This is a genomic window from Vibrio sp. J502, from assembly GCF_025397955.1.
GTDB lineage: Bacteria > Pseudomonadota > Gammaproteobacteria > Enterobacterales > Vibrionaceae > Vibrio > Vibrio anguillarum.
Genome location: NZ_CP104554.1, coordinates 288,878 through 307,904, shown reverse-complemented (window position 1 = coordinate 307,904; position 19,027 = coordinate 288,878). Strand labels below are relative to the sequence as shown.

Annotated in this window: 12 protein-coding genes and 2 pseudogenes; 7 read left to right on the top strand and 7 right to left on the bottom strand. The window is 44.4% G+C overall.

Features of this window, described 5'->3' with window-relative positions; translation table 11 throughout:
- Positions 1–47 precede the first annotated feature (47 nt).
- The 3 genes and pseudogenes from galM to N5E84_RS01505 form a co-directional block, all read right to left on the bottom strand.
- Positions 48–1,082, bottom strand: a complete 1,035-nt coding sequence (gene galM / locus N5E84_RS01515; protein WP_232513688.1) for a galactose-1-epimerase — start codon at positions 1,080–1,082, stop codon at positions 48–50.
- A gap of 30 nt (positions 1,083–1,112) precedes the next feature.
- A pseudogene (galK, locus tag N5E84_RS01510) lies at positions 1,113–2,264 on the bottom strand (galactokinase); the annotation flags it as partial.
- 188 nt (positions 2,265–2,452) lie between these two features.
- Positions 2,453–3,505: a UDP-glucose--hexose-1-phosphate uridylyltransferase gene (locus tag N5E84_RS01505; protein WP_019282340.1), complete on the bottom strand. Its 1,053-nt coding sequence runs from the start codon at positions 3,503–3,505 to the stop codon at positions 2,453–2,455.
- 291 nt (positions 3,506–3,796) lie between these two features.
- Here N5E84_RS01505 and N5E84_RS01500 point away from each other — a divergent pair.
- From N5E84_RS01500 to N5E84_RS01480, 5 genes and pseudogenes are all read left to right on the top strand, one after another.
- Positions 3,797–5,140 (top strand): annotated as a pseudogene (locus N5E84_RS01500) (MATE family efflux transporter).
- A 114-nt stretch (positions 5,141–5,254) separates the two neighbouring features.
- Positions 5,255–6,403: a chromate efflux transporter gene (gene chrA / locus N5E84_RS01495; protein ID WP_019282343.1), complete on the top strand. Its 1,149-nt coding sequence runs from the start codon at positions 5,255–5,257 to the stop codon at positions 6,401–6,403.
- Positions 6,404–6,627: 224 nt separating this feature from the next.
- On the top strand, positions 6,628–7,776 hold the full coding sequence (locus tag N5E84_RS01490; protein ID WP_019282344.1) for an HD-GYP domain-containing protein: 1,149 nt from the start codon (positions 6,628–6,630) through the stop codon (positions 7,774–7,776).
- A 176-nt stretch (positions 7,777–7,952) separates the two neighbouring features.
- Positions 7,953–9,641, top strand: coding sequence for an AMP-binding protein (locus N5E84_RS01485; protein ID WP_013856134.1), 1,689 nt, complete (start codon positions 7,953–7,955; stop codon positions 9,639–9,641).
- 154 nt (positions 9,642–9,795) lie between these two features.
- Positions 9,796–10,008 (top strand): VF530 family DNA-binding protein, encoded by a 213-nt coding sequence (locus N5E84_RS01480; protein ID WP_017046551.1) that lies wholly within the window; start codon positions 9,796–9,798, stop codon positions 10,006–10,008.
- A 168-nt stretch (positions 10,009–10,176) separates the two neighbouring features.
- Here N5E84_RS01480 and fusA read toward each other — a convergent pair whose 3' ends face one another.
- Both fusA and radA read right to left on the bottom strand, forming a co-directional pair.
- Positions 10,177–12,270, bottom strand: a complete 2,094-nt coding sequence (fusA, locus tag N5E84_RS01475) for an elongation factor G (protein ID WP_017043055.1) — start codon at positions 12,268–12,270, stop codon at positions 10,177–10,179.
- Between the two features lie 162 nt (positions 12,271–12,432).
- Positions 12,433–13,812 carry a DNA repair protein RadA gene (gene radA, locus N5E84_RS01470; protein WP_013856131.1) on the bottom strand — a complete coding sequence of 460 codons (1,380 nt, stop codon included), beginning with the start codon at positions 13,810–13,812 and terminating at the stop codon, positions 12,433–12,435.
- A 191-nt stretch (positions 13,813–14,003) separates the two neighbouring features.
- Here radA and N5E84_RS01465 point away from each other — a divergent pair, with 191 nt between their 5' ends.
- Positions 14,004–16,349 carry a PilZ domain-containing protein gene (locus N5E84_RS01465; RefSeq protein ID WP_019282345.1) on the top strand — a complete coding sequence of 782 codons (2,346 nt, stop codon included), beginning with the start codon at positions 14,004–14,006 and terminating at the stop codon, positions 16,347–16,349.
- 70 nt (positions 16,350–16,419) lie between these two features.
- Here the strand turns inward: N5E84_RS01465 and serB are convergent, their stop codons facing one another.
- Entirely contained in the window at positions 16,420–17,400 is a 981-nt protein-coding gene (serB, locus tag N5E84_RS01460; RefSeq protein ID WP_029388245.1) for a phosphoserine phosphatase, read from the bottom strand.
- Positions 17,401–17,587: 187 nt separating this feature from the next.
- Here serB and N5E84_RS01455 point away from each other — a divergent pair, with 187 nt between their 5' ends.
- A complete protein-coding gene (locus N5E84_RS01455) occupies positions 17,588–18,205 on the top strand; it encodes a YtjB family periplasmic protein (RefSeq protein WP_026027378.1) in 618 nt (205 codons plus the stop codon).
- A 59-nt stretch (positions 18,206–18,264) separates the two neighbouring features.
- On the opposite strand, the gene deoD is transcribed toward N5E84_RS01455, so the two are convergent.
- On the bottom strand, positions 18,265–18,984 hold the full coding sequence (gene deoD / locus N5E84_RS01450; protein WP_013856127.1) for a purine-nucleoside phosphorylase: 720 nt from the start codon (positions 18,982–18,984) through the stop codon (positions 18,265–18,267).
- Positions 18,985–19,027: the final 43 nt, after the last annotated feature.

Here is a 19,027-nt window from a genome sequence, read left to right as displayed (position 1 = left end):
TCGCCACTTTGGGCATCAATACTCAACATCTAAGCGACGCACCCACCTTAAACGTCAAATTGGTAAATGGTGGTATGAGTATATTCTTGCTCTGGCAGAGTAATACAGCTGGGTTGCTGCCATTCGGCATGATTGGGAGCATCCGGCAAGTATTGAGTTTCTAATGCGACCCCCGCATAGCCTTGATAAACCCCACCGCGCCGATTGGGCGTCCCCGATAGCCAGTTTCCACTATAAAGTTGTATGGCAGGCTTAGTCGTAAATACGCTCATGGTTACCTTTGCATCTGGTGACTTCAGTTGCGCGGCGCACACGGTTAAATCAGTTTTATCAGGCAATAAATAACTGTGGTCATACCCTTTGCTTGCTTGTTGCTGCTCATCTTTGAGTAAGTCACGACCTATTGATTTTGCAACGCGAAAATCAAAGCCCGTGTCGATGACAGATTTTGGCCCTGACAATGGGATTCCATGTGGATCTGTGGGTAAAAATTGATCGGCTTTTATAAAGAGTGAATGATCTAAAATCGTATGATCACTCTCTGCGCCTAGCAAATTAAAATAGGCGTGGTTGGTTAAATTAAGCGGCGTTGGTTTATCTGTGGTCGCTAAATAGCGGAGGATCAATTGATTCTGATCGTTCAGTTCATAGCTCACGGCAATGTCAACATTACCGGGAAAACCTTGGTCACCATCCGATGAATGGATTGAAAACGTCACCTGTTGAGCACTTTTGTGAGCAGTAGTCCAACGACGCTGATCTAACCCTTCAAGACCGCCATGCAAACTATTTCCAGCTTGGTTGGTCGTCACTTGATAGCGTTGATCATTTAATTCAAATTGGCCTTTAGCGATCCGGTTGGCATAACGGCCCACAGTGACGCCCATATAGCTTTGTTGCTGCTGGAAGTCGCTCATGGTGGAAACACCCAACAGAACTTCTCTGCGTTCCCCATCCTTAAGCGCCAACTCACAACTGAGCCATGTCGCGCCAATATCCATTAATACTACGCGGCTACCAATGCGGTTAGTCAAACTAACAAGTTGTGCAGGGCGGCCATCATAGGCCACTTGCTGAGTCATAGTGTGAACAAGTGAAGATGTACAGCAAGCCTCCACTAGACCAGCTCCCTTTTTTGCTTGGCAGACGTAAATCGACGCTTTCAGGCCAGTCGCCACTTCATATTTCTCATCGACAGCCGCTTTCACTGCATCAACCAATGTCGGTGGGACAAGTGCCACAATACAGCCACCAAAGCCGCCCCCAGTCATACGCACACCGCCTTGGTCACCAATCACTTCTTTGATGATATCAACCAAGGTATCAATCTCTTTGACCGTAATTTCGAAATCATCACGCATCGATGCGTGTGATTGGGCCATCAGCTCGCCCATGCGCTTCATGTCGTGGGCGCGCAACGCTTGGGCCGCTTCAACAGTACGGTCATTTTCAGTAATGATGTGACGAGCACGTTTAGCCACCAGCTCATCAAGCACAGAGACTTTTTGGTTAAACTGTTCAATGCTTACATCACGCAGCGCTTTTACGCCAAAAATACGCGCAGCCTCTTCACACTGCTGGCGGCGGGTGTTGTATTCGCTATCCACCAAGCCGCGTTTTTTATTGGAGTTGACGATCACGACGGCCATCTCTTCTGGCATTGAAACCGCTTGTGTTTCTAGGCTACGGCAATCTAAAAGTAGCGCGTGGTTTTCACGACCTTGCGCCGAAATCATTTGATCCATAATACCGCAATTACAGCCGACAAATTCGTTCTCGGCCTGTTGGCCATTTAGTGCGATTTCCGCTTGAGAAATATCCAGTTGATAAAGTTCTTTAAAAGTTTGACCGATCACGACCTCAAGCGCAGCCGAAGAGCTAAGCCCCGCTCCCTGTGGAACATTACCGCTGACAGTAATATCCGCCCCGGTAAACGAGTACCCACGCGCAAGCAAACATTTCACCACGCCGCGAATGTAGTTCGCCCACATTTTGTCTTGTTGGAAAGTAATCTCTTGGGTGAGGTCAAACTCATCAAGTGCATTGCCATAATCAACAGATACGATGCGGACTAAATTATCTTCACGCTTGGCAGCCGCTACCACGGTTTGATAGTTAATTGCGCAGGGGAGCACAAAACCGTCGTTATAGTCGGTGTGCTCACCAATCAAATTTACACGGCCTGGTGCTTGGATGATATGACTAGGCGCGTAGCCCAACACTTGCTCAAAAGACGCTTTCACATTTTGGATTAAATCAAACATTTGCATTCCTAAACTCATAAACTGGTTTTCATTTCTCATTAACCACTTAGCGCTATGAAAAAACTTTGTTAAGCCAAAGTCGTTGGAGGCGCAGCGAGGTGATAAGTAAATTCAGCCAAAGAACATAGATTACCTATGTTCTTTGGGTGCGTTTACGCAGCAACAAGGCTACAACTTCACAGATGACGTTACTGCTCTTTGTAGTGAATATCACTTAGCTCGCGCAGACGCTGCGCCGCTTGTTCTGCGGTTAAATCTCGTTGGCTTTCAGCCAACATTTCATAACCCACCATAAACTTACGAATCGAGGCACTGCGCAGCAGTGGTGGGTAGAACAGTGCATGCAGTTGCCAATGGTCAATGTTCGTACCCTCTTCAAAGAAAGGCGCGTAATGCCAGCCCATAGAATAAGGGAAAGAACATTGGAACAGGTTGTCGTAACGGCTGGTCAGTTTTTGGATCGCAACGGCGAGATCGTCACGTTGCGCATCACTCAACTCACTCATGCGACGGATATGCGTTTTTGGCAGCAACATTGTTTCAAATGGCCATGCAGCCCAGTAAGGCACAACAGCCACCCAATGCTCTGTTTCCAGCACAATGCGTGAGCCATCTTTCAGCTCAGCTTGCACATAATCCATCAGCAGGTTACTACCCTGTTGTTGGTAATACGCTTTTAGGTTGTGCTCCTTGCGTTCAATTTCATTGGGTAAGAAGCTATTAGCCCAGATTTGGCCATGTGGGTGAGGCTGGGAACACCCCATGGTTTCACCTTTGTTCTCAAATACTTGCACCCAAACGTACTCTTTACCTAACTCTTCGAGTTGATCGTTCCACGTATCAATCACGCTGCGAATGTTGCCCACGGATAACTCTGGCAGAGTTTTGCTGTGATCTGGAGAGAAACAAATCACTCGGCTCAAACCACGCACACCTTGAGTTTTGAATAGAGGGCTATCGGACTCCGGTGCATCTGGCGAATCCACTATCAGTGCTGCGAAGTCGTTGTTGAATACGTATGTACCTTGGTAATCTGGATTGACATCACCTGAGATGCGCGCGTTTGTCGGACAAAGAAAACACTTCTCATCATAACTTGGCAGTTCATCTACCGCTGGCTTTTCATCAGCCCCGCTCCAAGGGCGTTTAGCGCGATGTGGTGAGACTAAAATCCACTGCCCCGTGAGTGGGTTGTAGCGACGATGTGGATGATCCACTGGGTTAAATTCAACATTCGACATATTGCTTACTCAATTATGCTATTTGATAGTCCAGCACATCACGCCAGATAAAAATTAAGCTGATTATCACTCTGGAAAAAGTCTAACAGCCTTACTCGCTTTCAATCTGTGATCAAAACACCACAATGTAAACGTTTCCACAAAAACTCTAAAACAATTCCCTTCACTTAACTGATTTTATTTAAATTACGTATACAATACGCACAGGTAGGCTCTAGTGAGATATTTTGCAGCCCACCACCTTGCACCATCATCTTCTCTAGTTCGACTTACCTTGCTGAGTTTTAGCCCATGCCCCAAAGCCGTGTAGAACTGAATAACCGAATGAATATCGTCACTTTGACTTGGCCGATCTTTATTGAGATTTTATTACGGACGGCGATTAACACCAGTGATGTATTTATGCTGAGTAGTTATTCAGACAAGGCTGTATCAGCGGTTGGGGTTATCACTCAAATCAATTTTTTCTTGCTGATTGTCTCAATGATGGTCAGCAGTGGTACAGGGATCCTGATTGGACAATACAATGGCTCTGGCCGCCAAAGTGAATCGGCACATGTTGGGGTGGCCAGTTTACTGCTTGGATTAATCATTGGCTCATCGCTCAGTTTAGCAGCTTATTTGAGCGCTAATTCAGTCATGAATGCCTACGGCCTAGAAGCGCAGGTTGCACAATATGGCTATGAATATCTGGTTATCAGTGGCAGCTTTACAGTAAACGTTACCATCGGCATTGTACTGGCGACGATTTTGCGCAGTAACGGCTACTCCAAAGCGCCGATGTTCATTAATTTATTTGCCGGATTATTGAATATCATCGGTAACTATATTGCTATTTTTCAACCCTTTGGACTGCCCGTCTACGGTGTACAAGGGGTTGCGATATCAACAGTGTTCAGCCAAATTGTCAGCACTATTTTGCTGTACTACACCGTTAAGTACTACCACATATCACTACCGGTGAAAGAGTGGAAAATCATCCCGAAGCCGCTATACCAGAAGATCATCAAGATCGGCATGATGAATGCGGGAGAGATTCTTTCCTATAACATGATGCAACTGACGGTGATTTTTTTCGTTGTAAAAATGGGCACGGCTTCATTGGCCGCGTTTACTTATGCGCAAAATATTGCCCGTCTCGCCTTTGCATTCTCAGTGGCTCTTGGGCAAGCCGGGTAAATTCAAACTAGCTACTACATTGGTAAAGGTTGGGTGGATGAGATTCTGACTAAAGTACAACAATATTTTGTGGTTGGCTTTCTCGTCTCCAGCACATTGACGATCTCAATTTATCTACTGCGCGCTGACATCATCGCCCTCTTCACTTCTGATCCTGAGATAACGGCCTTGGTCGCAGGGTTAATTGCTGGCTCCATTGCAATGGAAGCCGGGCGCACGTTTAACCTAATTTTTATTGCCGCACTCAAAGGCGCAGGAGACATTCGCTTTCCAGTGCTGATGGGCATATTAAGCATGTGGACTTTTGGCGCAGGTTTAACTTACTTATTTGGCTTACATTGGGGATGGGGAGTTATGGGTGCATGGGTGGCCATTTCGGTGGATGAATGGTTTAGAGGCATCATCATGTTTAGGCGTTGGCGATCTAAGGTTTGGACTAAGTTTAAACTCAGTTAACCCATACCAGTCTGTTTATCATTTCTCAGCGGTTTACAAATGGTTAAGGATTAAATTTGAATCTGCTCAAACATCCTTTTAAAGTAGCGAAACAACGTCTATTTAAGAGTGCTTATGCACATGTTTACTATTTTCAAAACTTTTTTTCTGCTTGGGTGGATAAGCTTTGGTGGGCCAGCCGCTCACATTGGTTATTTCCGCAATACATTCGTTGAAAAATTAAAATGGATTGAAGATAAAGAATACGCACAGATCGTTGCCTTAAGTCAGTTTTTGCCAGGGCCAGGTTCAAGCCAAGTTGGGTTTGCACTAGGATACCATCGTGGTGGCTTATTGGGTGGATGCGCCGCTTTTGCTGGTTTTACACTCCCTTCGGTTTTGATCATGGTTGCCCTTGCCATCGCCAGCAGCCAATTACTACAAACCCCCTTATTTCAAAACGTGATTCACGGCTTAAAACTGCTAGCCGTTGTGGTTGTCGCGGATGCCACATGGGGAATGTATAAAAACTTCTGTAAGAATCGCTTAACTGTTGGGTTGTGTGTTGCCACCGCTGTGATGCTGATTGTTGCACCCAGTATTGGAACGCAAATTGGAGTTCTCATTGGGGCAGCGCTGATCGGAGTGAAATGGCTCCCTAGTCAAGATTTAGCCACTGAACGTTCATTTGTCCCCGCTTTCGTCCCTTTCACTCTCTTTATTGGCTTACTGGTCGGTTTACCTTTTGCCGCCCACTTAATGCCTGAAATCGCTCTATTTAACCACTTTTATCAAGCGGGTAGCTTAGTGTTTGGCGGTGGGCATGTCGTACTTCCATTACTGCAAAATTTGGTTGGCGACGCGCTTGAGCCGGATCTGTTTTTAACAGGATATGCCGCAGCACAAGCGGTTCCTGGTCCAATGTTTACCTTCGCCACTTACATTGGCTACGCTCTACTACCACAAGCGCCAATCTTAGGCGCAACGCTGGCGACCATTGCCGTCTTTTTGCCGGGTTTTTTGTTACTGCTCGGCGTGCTTAAAAATTGGCAAGCCTTAGCAAACTATCGATCAGTATCAGGAGCAATCAACGGTGTTAACGCCGCCGTCGTTGGTTTGCTGCTCTCAGCCTTATATCACCCTGTATTTACAAGCTCGGTCAGCAATCATCTAGATATGGCGATCGTTCTGACCGGTTTTTACCTACTAAAACAGCTCAAACTGCCTATTGTCTGGCTGGTTATATTCTTTATGCTCAGTGGTATTGCACTTGGATTAAACTGAAATTGGCCATACGCCTTGTGACTAAAAATGGCGTCAAATAGCCGTATTTATCTAGTGACCCTGCGTCATCCAACGGCTTTCCAGTACCACCTCATATTGCTTGGTTATATAACCCATTTTTTAGTTAAATTTCACGCACGCATCGCTTATCTGTTCTAAACTTATCAATTAGAAGAGCTTCTCCATTTCAACCTTGGAGACCCTGTAGCGCAGAGGAACACGCGATGGATACGCATAGCAAAGGTTGCGAGCACGCCTATTTTCCACATGTTGGTCCACTCAATAAGCAACTGGCTAACATACACCAACGAATGCAAGTCAAAGTCCCAGAGATTGACCGTATCTCTTTTGCGCTATACGACCATCACCATGACAATTTGAAAACCTACGCCGACAGCACCTTTCACGGGGGCGAGCTTATACATTACGAGTTTCCACTTGCTGAGCTTCCAGTCCTTAAGCAATGCGCACAAAACGGCCAGAGTCGTAGCGTTGAAAATATCCCAATCCAATTGAAGCCAGACTATCCTCATACTCGCTGGCTAATTGAGCAAGGTTATTGTTCATCACTGGCGATTCCGACTTACCACCAGCAAGCATTTATTGGCTTTATTTTCCTCAACTCGTGTCAAAGCCATTTGTTTACCGAACAGGTAAGGCAGAATGTAGAACCTTTTATTGAGATGATTCGCTTTGCAGTTTGCTCTGAATACGATTTAGTCCACACTATTTTAGAGACTGTAAATTTGACTCAAGCGCGCTCCCCAGAGCATCAACTGGAATCGAAAGAGCATAAAGAACGTATTAGCTGTTATGCCAAAGTCATCGCTACTGAGGTTGCTGACATTTATCAACTGGATGATGAAACCATTGATAACATTATCCAGTTTTCGCGCTATCACGACATAGGCAAACTTGCCCTACCGACAAGCTTATTACTTAACCCAAATACATTAGATAAACCAGAGCGCGCTCAACTGTATAGCCACATAGAAAAAGGGATTGAAATCATTAATCAAATTATTGATGACATAGGTACACCTGATCACCCTTGCATATCCATATTAAAAGAGATCGTCGCTTATCATCATGAGTTTTTGGATGGCAGTGGCTATCCTTACGGCCTAATGCAAGACAATATCCCGATATCGGCACGCATTATTGCTGTTGCCAACGTCTTTGATGCCTTAACAAGCCATCGTCCATACAAACAAGCTTGGTCTGTTCCTTTTGCCCTTCTCGAACTGGAAAAAATGGTCGTGAGCGGCAAGCTTGATAAACACTGTGTCAATACCCTTCGCTATCATCAAGATTACTTAAAACATGTGATTGATATTCACCCAGAAATCGACCCGAAGGATAGATTCAACTGAACAGAAATAAACGTCACTCTGAGTTAATAGTGTCAAAATAAGAAAGTGAATCCAGCGCTCAACTTTAACGTTTAGTAACTACAATCTTCTTTTACCTAACCATTCCACCATGCTAAGGTTAACAAAACATTAACATAAGAATAATAATATTTTTGCCAATAACATGGAGTTAGAGAATGATTCAGCCTAACGAGTTAAGCAAAGCAACTTGTGCTCTCCCACCACCGAATGAAATGATCTTGAAATGGGCAGCGGAACGCCCCAACCAAGTTTATTTAAGACAAATTATTAACCGAAAATTTGTTGAATACACCTATGCTGAAGTGGCCGACAAAGCACTCAGGCTCGCCTCGGCGCTACAAGCGCTAGGGGCAAAACCCCAAGATAAAATTGCACTCATTTCCAAAAACTGCGCTGAATGGTTTGTGTGTGATCTCGCAATGATGCTCGGCGACTTTGTCAGTGTTCCCATTTTTCCAACAGCTGGCGCCGATACCATCGAATACTGCCTCACCCATAGCGAAACAAAAATAGTCATTGTGGGTAAACTCGATAACGGCCAAGCCACCCAACAAGTATTGAGCCATTTGCCAGATATCATCAGTATTGCGCTACCCTATGATTCTGCTCCCACTTGCGATCACCTGTTTACAAAATTGATTGAGCACTATCCGCCAAGCACAGAACGCCCTGTACATCATGACAATAAGTTGATGTCTTTAGTGTATACATCGGGTACGTCGGGCTTGCCGAAAGGGGCTATGCTGACCTACGGTGCATTTAGCTGGTCAGCTCAGCAGCTTATAAACCACATTGGCATTCAAGAAAACGACCGTTTATTTTCCTACCTCCCTTTGGCTCATATTACTGAACGTGTTTATATTTTTGGCTCTTCCATCATGGGTGGGGTACAAACGGCTTTCCCTGAATCATTAGACACCTTTATTGAAGATGTCAAAATGCAGCGCCCGACACTCTTTATCTCAGTACCAAGGTTATGGACTCTATTTCAGCAACGCATTCAAGACAAATTACCGCAGAAAAAGCTCAATTTTCTGCTAAAGATCCCTTTTGTAAGCACGCTGATTAAGAAGAAACTTGCTGATGGCTTAGGGCTTGATCAAGCACGTGTGCTTGGTTGTGGCTCGGCTCCCGTATCACCGGCGTTATTAGAGTGGTATCACCAAATTGGGCTGAACATTACCGAAGCTTGGGGCATGACAGAATCTTTTGCTTATAGCACCCTGAACTACCCGTTTAGAGCCGACAAATTGGGGTCGGTTGGACGAGCAGGCCCAGGAATCGAACTTAAAATCGCTAATAATGATCATGAGATTATGGTGCGTGGCCAAGGACTATTTTCTGGCTATTATAAAAATGACATTGCAACTCAAGAGTCATTTGATAAAGAAGGATGGCTACATACTGGCGATATCGGTTTTATTGATGCTGAAGGTTATCTCACCATTCAAGGGCGCAAAAAGGATACCTTTAAAACAGCCAAAGGCAAGTTTGTGGCTCCCGTACCTATCGAAAATAAACTGTTCGAATACACTCGAGTCGAGATGATGTGTCTGATTGGCTTAGGGCTTCCCGCCCCTATTTTGCTAGTTGTTCCACATAATTTCCCTCATTTTGATCGCGTTCGTTATGAGCGTACTACTCAAAAAGTCATTAAGCGGATGAATGAGGAATTGGAATCGCATGAGCAAATCAAAGGCGTGCTAATGATAAAGGAGCCATGGTCAATTGAAAATGGTGTCCTCACTCCTACCTTAAAAATCAAGCGGCATGTATTAGAACAGAAATATCATGAAATGGGGCACAATTGGCCAAAAGGACAACTGGTTGTTTGGGAAGAGTAATCCATTCTAATGGAGCAGGTTGGACTTAACCTCTAACCTGCCAATACACCAAGTTTTCACACTAACAACCTCCTATATTGCCTAATATTTTGTCCTAATTTAACTCCTGTGCCTGCTATACTTAGCTTAAATAACGCCATTGAATAATTGGATCATGACACAAGATAATAACCCGCTGCATGGGGTCACTTTAGAAAAACTACTCACGGAGCTCGTTGAATACTATGGCTGGGAAGAGCTCAGCTATATGGTCAATATTAACTGCTTTAAAAAGGATCCGAGTATTAAATCAAGCTTGAAGTTTTTACGTAAAACTGAATGGGCACGTATTAAAGTTGAAGAAATCTATATCAACCTTAAGGGCTAACTAAACGATATGAATTGAGTGGTATAAACTACCTTCACCCGGCAGTTTCCACTTTTATCGGTTCTGCTTTTATCGGTTTTTATGCCCTTTTCTATTTCGTTGTTACATAAAAAAGCCCCACCAGCTTTCACTGGTGGGGCTTTTTACGTTCAGCTTAGCTTTTAAGAATTACTTCTTATCTGCTTCTTTACGTGCTTTAACGTCAGCAATAACTTGCTCTGCAACGTTTGCAGGACATGCAGCGTAGTGTGAGAACTCCATAGAGAACTGACCACGACCAGATGTCATTGTACGTAGGTGACCGATATAACCAAACATTTCAGATAGAGGAACGTTCGCTTTAATACGTACACCTGTTACGCCAGCTTCTTGATCTTTAATCATGCCACGACGACGGTTAAGGTCACCGATAACATCACCAACGTGATCTTCTGGAGTAAACACGTCAACGTGCATAATTGGCTCTAGAAGTTGAGCGCCAGCTTTAGGCATAGATTGACGGAATGCACCTTTCGCTGCGATTTCAAATGCGATTGCAGATGAGTCAACTGCGTGGAAGCCACCGTCGAACAGTTCAACTTCAACGTCTAGTACAGGGAACCCAGCAAGAACACCTTGGTCCATCATAGACTTAAAGCCTTTCTCTACAGCAGGCCAGAATTCTTTAGGTACGTTACCACCAACAACTACTGATTTGAACGTGAAACCTGAATTTGGCTCACCTGGTTTGATACGGTAGTCGATCTTACCGAACTGACCAGAACCACCAGACTGTTTCTTATGCGTATAGCTGTCTTCAATTGCTTTGGTGATAGTTTCACGGTAAGCAACTTGAGGAGCACCAACGATAAGATCAATGCCGTGTGTACGCTTAAGGATATCAACTTTGATATCTAGGTGAAGTTCACCCATACCTTTTAGGATGGTTTCGCCAGTTTCTTCATCAGACTCAACTTGGAATGATGGATCTTCTGAAACCATTTTACCTAGCGCAATACCTAACTTCTCAGAACCGCCTTTGTCTTTAGGAGCAACAGCGATAGAGATTACAGGCGTTGGGAAAATCATTGGCTCAAGAGTACATTCGTGTTTAGGATCACATAGAGTGTGACCAGTTTTCACGTTTTTCATACCAACGATAGCGATGATATCACCCGCTTGAGCGGAATCAAGTTCGTTACGATCGTTCGCGTGCATCTCAACCATACGGCCAATACGCTCAGTCTTACCAGTAGCACTGTTAAGAATGGTGTCACCTTTCTTCAGTTTACCAGAATAAATACGGATAAACGTTAGGGCACCAAAACGGTCATCCATGATCTTGAATGCAAGTGCGCGGAATGGTTCGTCAACAGAAACTGTTGCAACTTTACCAGTAGGCTCACCTGTTTCAGGATCAGTCAGATCTTGAGGTACAACTTCAGCTGGAGCTGGAAGATAATCAACAACGGCATCTAGTAGAAGTTGCATGCCTTTGTTTTTGAATGCTGAACCACAGAATGTAGGGAAGAACGCTAATTCACGAGTACCCTTACGGATACAAGCTTTTAGTTGCTCAATAGTTGGCTCTTCGCCTTCCATATAAGCCATCATTAGCTCGTCGTCTTGCTCTACTGCAGTTTCGATTAGCATTTCACGGTATTCTTCAACTTGCTCTACCATGTCTGCTGGAATTTCTTTGATTTCGTAGTTTTCTGGCTGACCTGAATCATCCCAAACGTAAGCTTGACGGTTTAATACGTCAACAACGCCAACGAATTCGTCTTCACGACCAATTGGAAGAGTCATAACAAGTGGGTTTGCGCCAAGAACTTTCTTCACTTGTCCTACAACGCGGAAGAAGTCTGCACCCATACGGTCTAGTTTGTTTACGAAGATCAGACGAGCTACTTCTGAATCGTTCGCGTAACGCCAGTTAGTTTCTGACTGAGGTTCAACACCGCCAGAACCACAGAATACACCAACACCGCCATCAAGAACTTTCAGAGAACGGTAAACTTCAACTGTGAAGTCAACGTGCCCAGGAGTATCGATAACGTTAAAACGGTGATCTTTCCAGAAACAAGTCGTCGCTGCTGATTGAATTGTGATACCGCGTTCAGCTTCTTGATCCATGAAATCCATGGTAGAAGCGCCATCGTGTACTTCACCTGTACGGTGGATTTTACCAGTAAGCTTAAGAATACGCTCAGTGGTAGTGGTTTTACCGGCATCAACGTGCGCGAAAATACCAATGTTTCTGTATTTTGATAAATCTGCCATTGTCTTACTCTGTTAATAAGGTATAAAGTGCGCGCAGAGTATATCACAATCTGTCAAGACTGATACCCTTGCATACGCTTGCTTGAAAAAAAATATAGTACGGTTACGAACTGTCGGTGAAATATAGGTCATAACCGTAAAAGAGGCGAGTTTAATTAAGATTTATAACTCATCAAATGCTTCAATTGCTTCAGATAATTTCTTCACACCGTGCAATTGCATGCCAGGTATTCCACCTTTAGGCATATTCGCCATCGGAATAATTGCTTTCTTAAAACCATGTTTAAATGCTTCATTTAATCGCTCTTGACCACTAGGTACTGGGCGAATTTCTCCCGCCAAACCGACTTCGCCAAACACGACAACATCTTTAGCAAGTGGTTTATCTCTGAAGCTTGAAAGCAGTGCCATGAGAAGTGCTAAGTCGGCGCTTGTTTCCGTCACTTTAACGCCACCAACCACATTAACAAACACATCTTGATCGGACATTTGTAAGCCACCGTGCTTGTGAAGCACAGCCAATAATAAAGATAAGCGATTTTGCTCAAGCCCAACGGCGACTCGCCTTGGGTTTGCTAATTGTGAATAGTCAACCAGTGCTTGGATCTCCACTAGCAGTGGACGCGTTCCTTCCCATACGACCATCACCGAACTGCCCGAAGTATCTTCTTCGCCTCGCGAAAGGAAAATGGCAGAAGGATTACTCACTTCACGCAAGCCCTGTCCCGTCATGGCAAAAACGCCGAGTTCATTGACCGCACCAAATCGGTTCTTGTGACTGCGTAATGTACGAAAACGACTATCAGTCCCTCCGTCGAGCAATACCGAGCAGTCAATAATATGCTCTAGCACTTTTGGACCAGCCAAAGAACCGTCTTTAGTAACGTGTCCGACTAAAAATACGGCAACGTTGTTTTGCTTAGCGTAGCGTGTGAGCGTTGTCGCAGACTCGCGCACTTGTGCCACCGTACCGGGAGAGGATTGGACGTCAGCCACATGCATCACTTGAATTGAGTCTATGACCATGATGCGGGGCTGCTCTTTTTCAGCGATTTGGCAAATGCGATCTACATTGGTTTCCGACAGCATTTTAAGCTTATCTTTAGGTAAACCAAGACGAGAGGCTCGCATCGCGACTTGCTGAAGCGATTCTTCACCCGTGACATACAAAGCAGGCATTGACGCTGCGAGCTGACACATGGTTTGCAGCAATAAAGTCGATTTCCCAGCGCCAGGGTTACCACCGATTAAAATCGCCGCGCCGGGTACGACACCACCACCCAATACACGGTCCAACTCTTTAAAGCCGCTAGAAAACCGTGGGACTTCCTGCAGATTAATATCCGACAGCACTTGGACTTGTGATTCCGTTACCGCCCCAGCGTAACCACCTAGTCGCTCATTACGTGCAACCTGCGGCGATGCTGCCAAGCGTACTTCGGTGATAGTATTCCATGCACCACAAGCACTACATTGACCTTGCCAACGCGGAAAATCTGCGCCGCAATCATTACATACATAGGCGCGTTTTGCTTTTGCCATGCTTCCTCAACAATTCCTGTTTCTTGTTGGTAACCTATACTTTTCAAGCTTAAAGATTAAACTGTTAAGTAATCATGAAGTGATATAGGTTGATTTACGTTTAAATAAAGGTTGAACCTTCGCAACAGATAACTAAAGATTATGATAACGATGCCGATTAATCTTTGAGACGGACACTCTAACAGAAAAGTATGCAGCAATCTGAAATTCTATCAATCGCAGAGCGTTTGATCCCAGCTTACCGTTTACCTGATTTTGAATACCTTCTTTCACAAATGACAGAAGATGAATCACCGTCGGCAAAATTACTGGTCAAAATGGAGCTCAATCGCATCATGGCTCCTTGTGTTAAAAGTATTGACTTACGAGGTCGGGTACAAGGGGAATGCCGAGAATATGAATTAGATGGCCGCAAACATTGGTTCGACGATGTGGCCTTTAACGCGTATCACAAAGGGGTCAAAAAATTTGGTGCGTACACGGAAGGTGTATGGGAAGCATTAAACAATACGCCAAACAACTTCCGTGTGATGCAACAACGTGGTGCCCAAAACCCACAAAAAGACGGTGGTGGCAGTACGTTTTTTGAGGCTGAGCCAATTAAGCTTGGTTATGATCTCAAGCGTCAAGAAAATCGCTTAAAAGTCACCTCACAAGTTGAAATTCACCTACCTAGTAAACAGCTGGTCAATGGCCTCAGTGTTGATCTATCCGTTTCGGGTGCAAAATTTAAAGTTCCCGCCGCTTTTAACTACAAGCTCGGTGAGGTGATCAAAGTCTATTTTTCCGAACTCAACAAAACGTCAGAAGTGGTTGGACTGCACCACGCCATTGAATATCGTATTTTAGGTATTGATGAGTCTTACGATAACGATGCCGTGAAATTTCTGCGTACACTAAAACTTTCCGACACTAACATCATCGAAAAAGTGATTACTGAATCGCTGCAAAATAACACTCAAAAAGCACGCCACGATAACCAAGATAAACTCATCCGAGCTCGAACCCGTGGTTACGAGCACACCTATTTAAAACACACCTGTAACTTACCAGTGTTTTTTAGTGGCAGTGAGTTGAAGTTAGTACTGCTGACTGAAAATAACCAACCGATCTGGCAATACTGGCACGACGAGCGTAATCAACAAGCACTCGGTTCGTTATTCAATAAAGAGCGGATGGAACAGTTAACCAAGCCGGGGATGCGGGGTAGCAATAATGTGCTTTATGCTTTCAAGCATGAACATCAGGAAAAAACGCTCTTTTTTTCAATGATGATGCCAGAGGCTAACCGTGAACAAAGAAAAATGTTTTGGCATGTTGGCGCTCGTCGACAAAGTTGGAAAGCGTTTCGCTTATTTGTCTTTGAACTCTCGGATGAAGAGCGTCAAGAACTTGCGGTTCATGCCCATGAATTGTCAGATCGCTCAAGCCACTTAACGCACTGTGGCGTTTTACAAGAAATTGGCGATGAGGATTCGGCAAAAGATTACCTATTGACTGACAAACCCAATTTACCCAATAGCGAACTCAATAAATTTCGTCATCCAAGGCAGATCATTGGTCAACCTACAGGCATTTATTTTGATGCTCGCTCGCGTAGAAAAGAGCCTCGTTACCAATTCAAGACACCGCTGACTATCACTTCAGGATCTGGGGTAAATGCAACTGGCCACACGATTGATTTATCCAAACGTGGTTTAAGTATTATTGTGGATACACCACTGCCCGTGAAAGCAGGCGATAACGTCACCATCAATTACCACGAATTACAGCTTTACGACAAAAAGCTGCCACTGCATAGCCTTCCCTATAATGTCATTCGTATTGGGCCCGAAGGTCGGCGTCTACAATTGGTGATAGAAGAAAATATACATACCATCAAAACAATCGCTTTTTTCAATAGCATTATTGAAAACAATCAAGATAAGTTGTTACAGAAAGAAGAAGTGCTACCAAGTCATAACTTGCTGGAAGGGTTGCACAACATTTTGCTTGATAAGATGATAAGTTCGCCGATTTTCGTTGATAAACACGGTGCAAATTTACGCCCTAAAGTGATTGGCGTGAATTATCCCTTGCCGCCTCATCTTGTGTTACTGGCTAAATTAGGCCAAGAAAATCGCATCACGTTAGAGCCAATATTCAAAGGTCACACCAATACTCTACTGGCTAAACCGATGCGGCGCATTGAAGGAGCGATACCGCAATATCACGACGTTTATATTGCGGCAATCAAATTTGGCACGCGTATTCAATCAATCCAATCGAAATTATTAAGTGATTTTGAAAACACTAAAGAGCGTATTGATTTCATTCAAAAAGCGCAGCACATGGGGGAAATTTACATCTTGAGGATTTGCAGTGCACCCGTCTTTGACCCAATCACTACGCTGCTGCGCAGTGATCTTAATGAGTTGGCACAAATTAGTCTTCATCACGCTCGTACGCTAGAAAAAGAGATCACCTCAATCATTGGTTATGGAGAGGTGATCGATATTACAGAAGAAGTATTGATCCGCTTAGAGCTGACCTTGTAAAAGCGACTGACTTTTGTAAAAGAGAGAGTGGGCATCGATCACTCTCTTATCTCTTGCGGTTGAGCTTTACTTAAGGTTTCACTTTCCAACTGAGTTTTTGCTGCTTCACCAATGAGGCAGAGAGAATACAGAGCACGCCACCAAGGCCTGCAAAACGGACCGCCGCTTGTGCTTTTTCTTCAACTTTAGGTTTAGCATGATAAGCAACGCCTAACCCCGCGGCAGCCATCATAACTAAATCATTCGCCCCATCGCCAACCGCGACAGTATTGTGCAATTCAATCTCATAACGTTGTGCTAACTCAACCAAAATATCGGCTTTGGTTTGTGCCGAAACGACATCACCTAGCACTTGACCAGTAAGCTTGCCATCAACAATTTCCAACGTATTGGATTGCGCATGATCAAGTTGCAGTTCGCTTTTTAAATAATCTGAAAAATAGGTAAAGCCACCGGATGCAATCGCCGTTTTCCACCCCAATGCATGCAGTGTCGCCACCAGTTCACGTAAATCGGACATCATGGGTAATGTAGAGCGAACCGCTTCAAGAATCGACTCATCGGCACCAGCAAGCTTTCCAACCCGCTGACGCAAGCTTTGCTCAAAATCCAATTCACCTTGCATCGCTCGCTCAGTGACTTCGGCCACCTCCTCTCCGACACCCGCTAACTTAGCTATCTCATCAATACATTCAATTTGAATCGCCGTGGAGTCCATATCCATCACAATCAAACCCGGTTTAGAAAGGTCTGGTACTTCACACAAACGGGCATAATCAATTTCGAGCCCTTGTAAAATTTTCTCGTGCTCTGTTGTCAGCTCACCTGACATCAACGCCACTTCATAATGCCCCACTTTCCACATATCGAGGACAGCGTTGTAGTAACCGGTAAAAAAGTCAATATCATCAAAATGTTGAGTGGAGAGATAAGGTGCAAAAACAATCCAACTTGCTTTTGCTTTGTCAAATTGTGAAGAGAAACGAGTTTCAGGCAAGCGGTTGAGCAGCGTTGTGTGCCTTTTGATCGGCAATGTTTTGAGGGCATCCATGTTTATCATTCCTTAATCAATCCTTTTCCTTCAGCCTGCTTAAACGCACCACAAGCAAAATGGGACCAACTCGATTCAATGCTCGAGTATCAATAAATGGGTGTATGCCCCTGACGTTACCCTATTGCAATTTAAAAACGCAAGTCTCAATATGAGTAAAGTTTTTATTTATCCAATCAGGTGGGTTATGGACGGCTCTTTATTTTCATTTCGCGTCGCAATTCGTGTGCTTACCGTCATTTTATTAGCAGGCATGTTCTTCTTTACCGTAAAAAACAGCGTTGTGATCAGTAAAGGTAACGAACGAATTCAGGCCAACCAACTAGAAACATTAACTAAGGTTTTGATTTCACAGGCATCATTATCTGCGGGCAGCATGATATCAGAGCAAGATCAAGAGCGCCTGCTAGCCCTCACCAACCAGTTAGCTCAAGACAAACTGGTGTTTGATGCCACCATTTATGATTCCGAAGGGGTCAAATTAGCCGCCAGCGATAACGCGTTAAGCGTACGCGAAGTATTAGGATTGGATACACCACTGCGCACGGCCAGCATTGGCCGTCAGCAACTGGTTGAGCCTGTCTATCATGAAAGCAGTATCATTGGTTTTATCCGCATTACTTTTGAAACTGGCCGCGTCACGGCGATTTCAGATCACCACTATCGTAAAAGTGATCGCTACATGTATCTCATGCTGCTAACCAGCTTTGTCAGCGGTGTATTGCTCACACTGCTACTACTGCGTCGAAAACCGAAGAGTGGTGGTGAGAACCTGCTGCTACAGAATGTGGATGATATGACTTAGCAGGCTTTGTAAATAAAAAAAACCTCAGTTGCGACACTGAGGTTTTTTATAAAAGAAGATTATTGAGCGTCGCCAATCAATACTGAATCTAACGCAATTTCAATCATTTCATTGAAAGTGTTTTGACGCTCTTCTGAAGTCGTTTGCTCGCCAGTTTTGATGTGATCAGACACAGTGCAAATCGTCAGTGCTTTTGCGCCATATTCCGCCGCTACGCCGTAGATTCCTGCCGCTTCCATTTCTACACCAACAATGCCGTATTTATCCATCACATCGAACATCTCTGGATCTGGCGTGTAGAAAAGCTCTGCGGAGAACAAGTTACCCACTTTCACGTTAATACCACGCGCCGTAGCCGCTTCTTCTGCGGCTTTAACCATTTTGTAATCGGCAATCGCAGCAAAGTCGTGGTCTTTAAAACGGATGCGGTTAACTTTGGAATCGGTACAAGCCCCCATACCAATCACAACATCACGCACTTTGATATCGTCGCTGACCGCACCACAGCTTCCGACACGGATCACTTTTTTCACGCCAAAATCTTTGATAAGTTCCGTCACGTAAATTGAGCATGAAGGGATCCCCATGCCATGGCCCATTACCGAAATTTTACGACCTTTGTACGTCCCTGTATAACCAAACATGTTACGGACATCACACACTTGAACCACATCATCAAGGAAAGTTTCTGCGATGTATTTTGCGCGAAGTGGGTCACCCGGCATTAAAACGACGTCTGCAAATGCACCCATTTCAGCATTAATATGTGGAGTTGCTATTAAAAGTATCCTTTATCTAAATTGACCAAAGAATAGAGAGTGA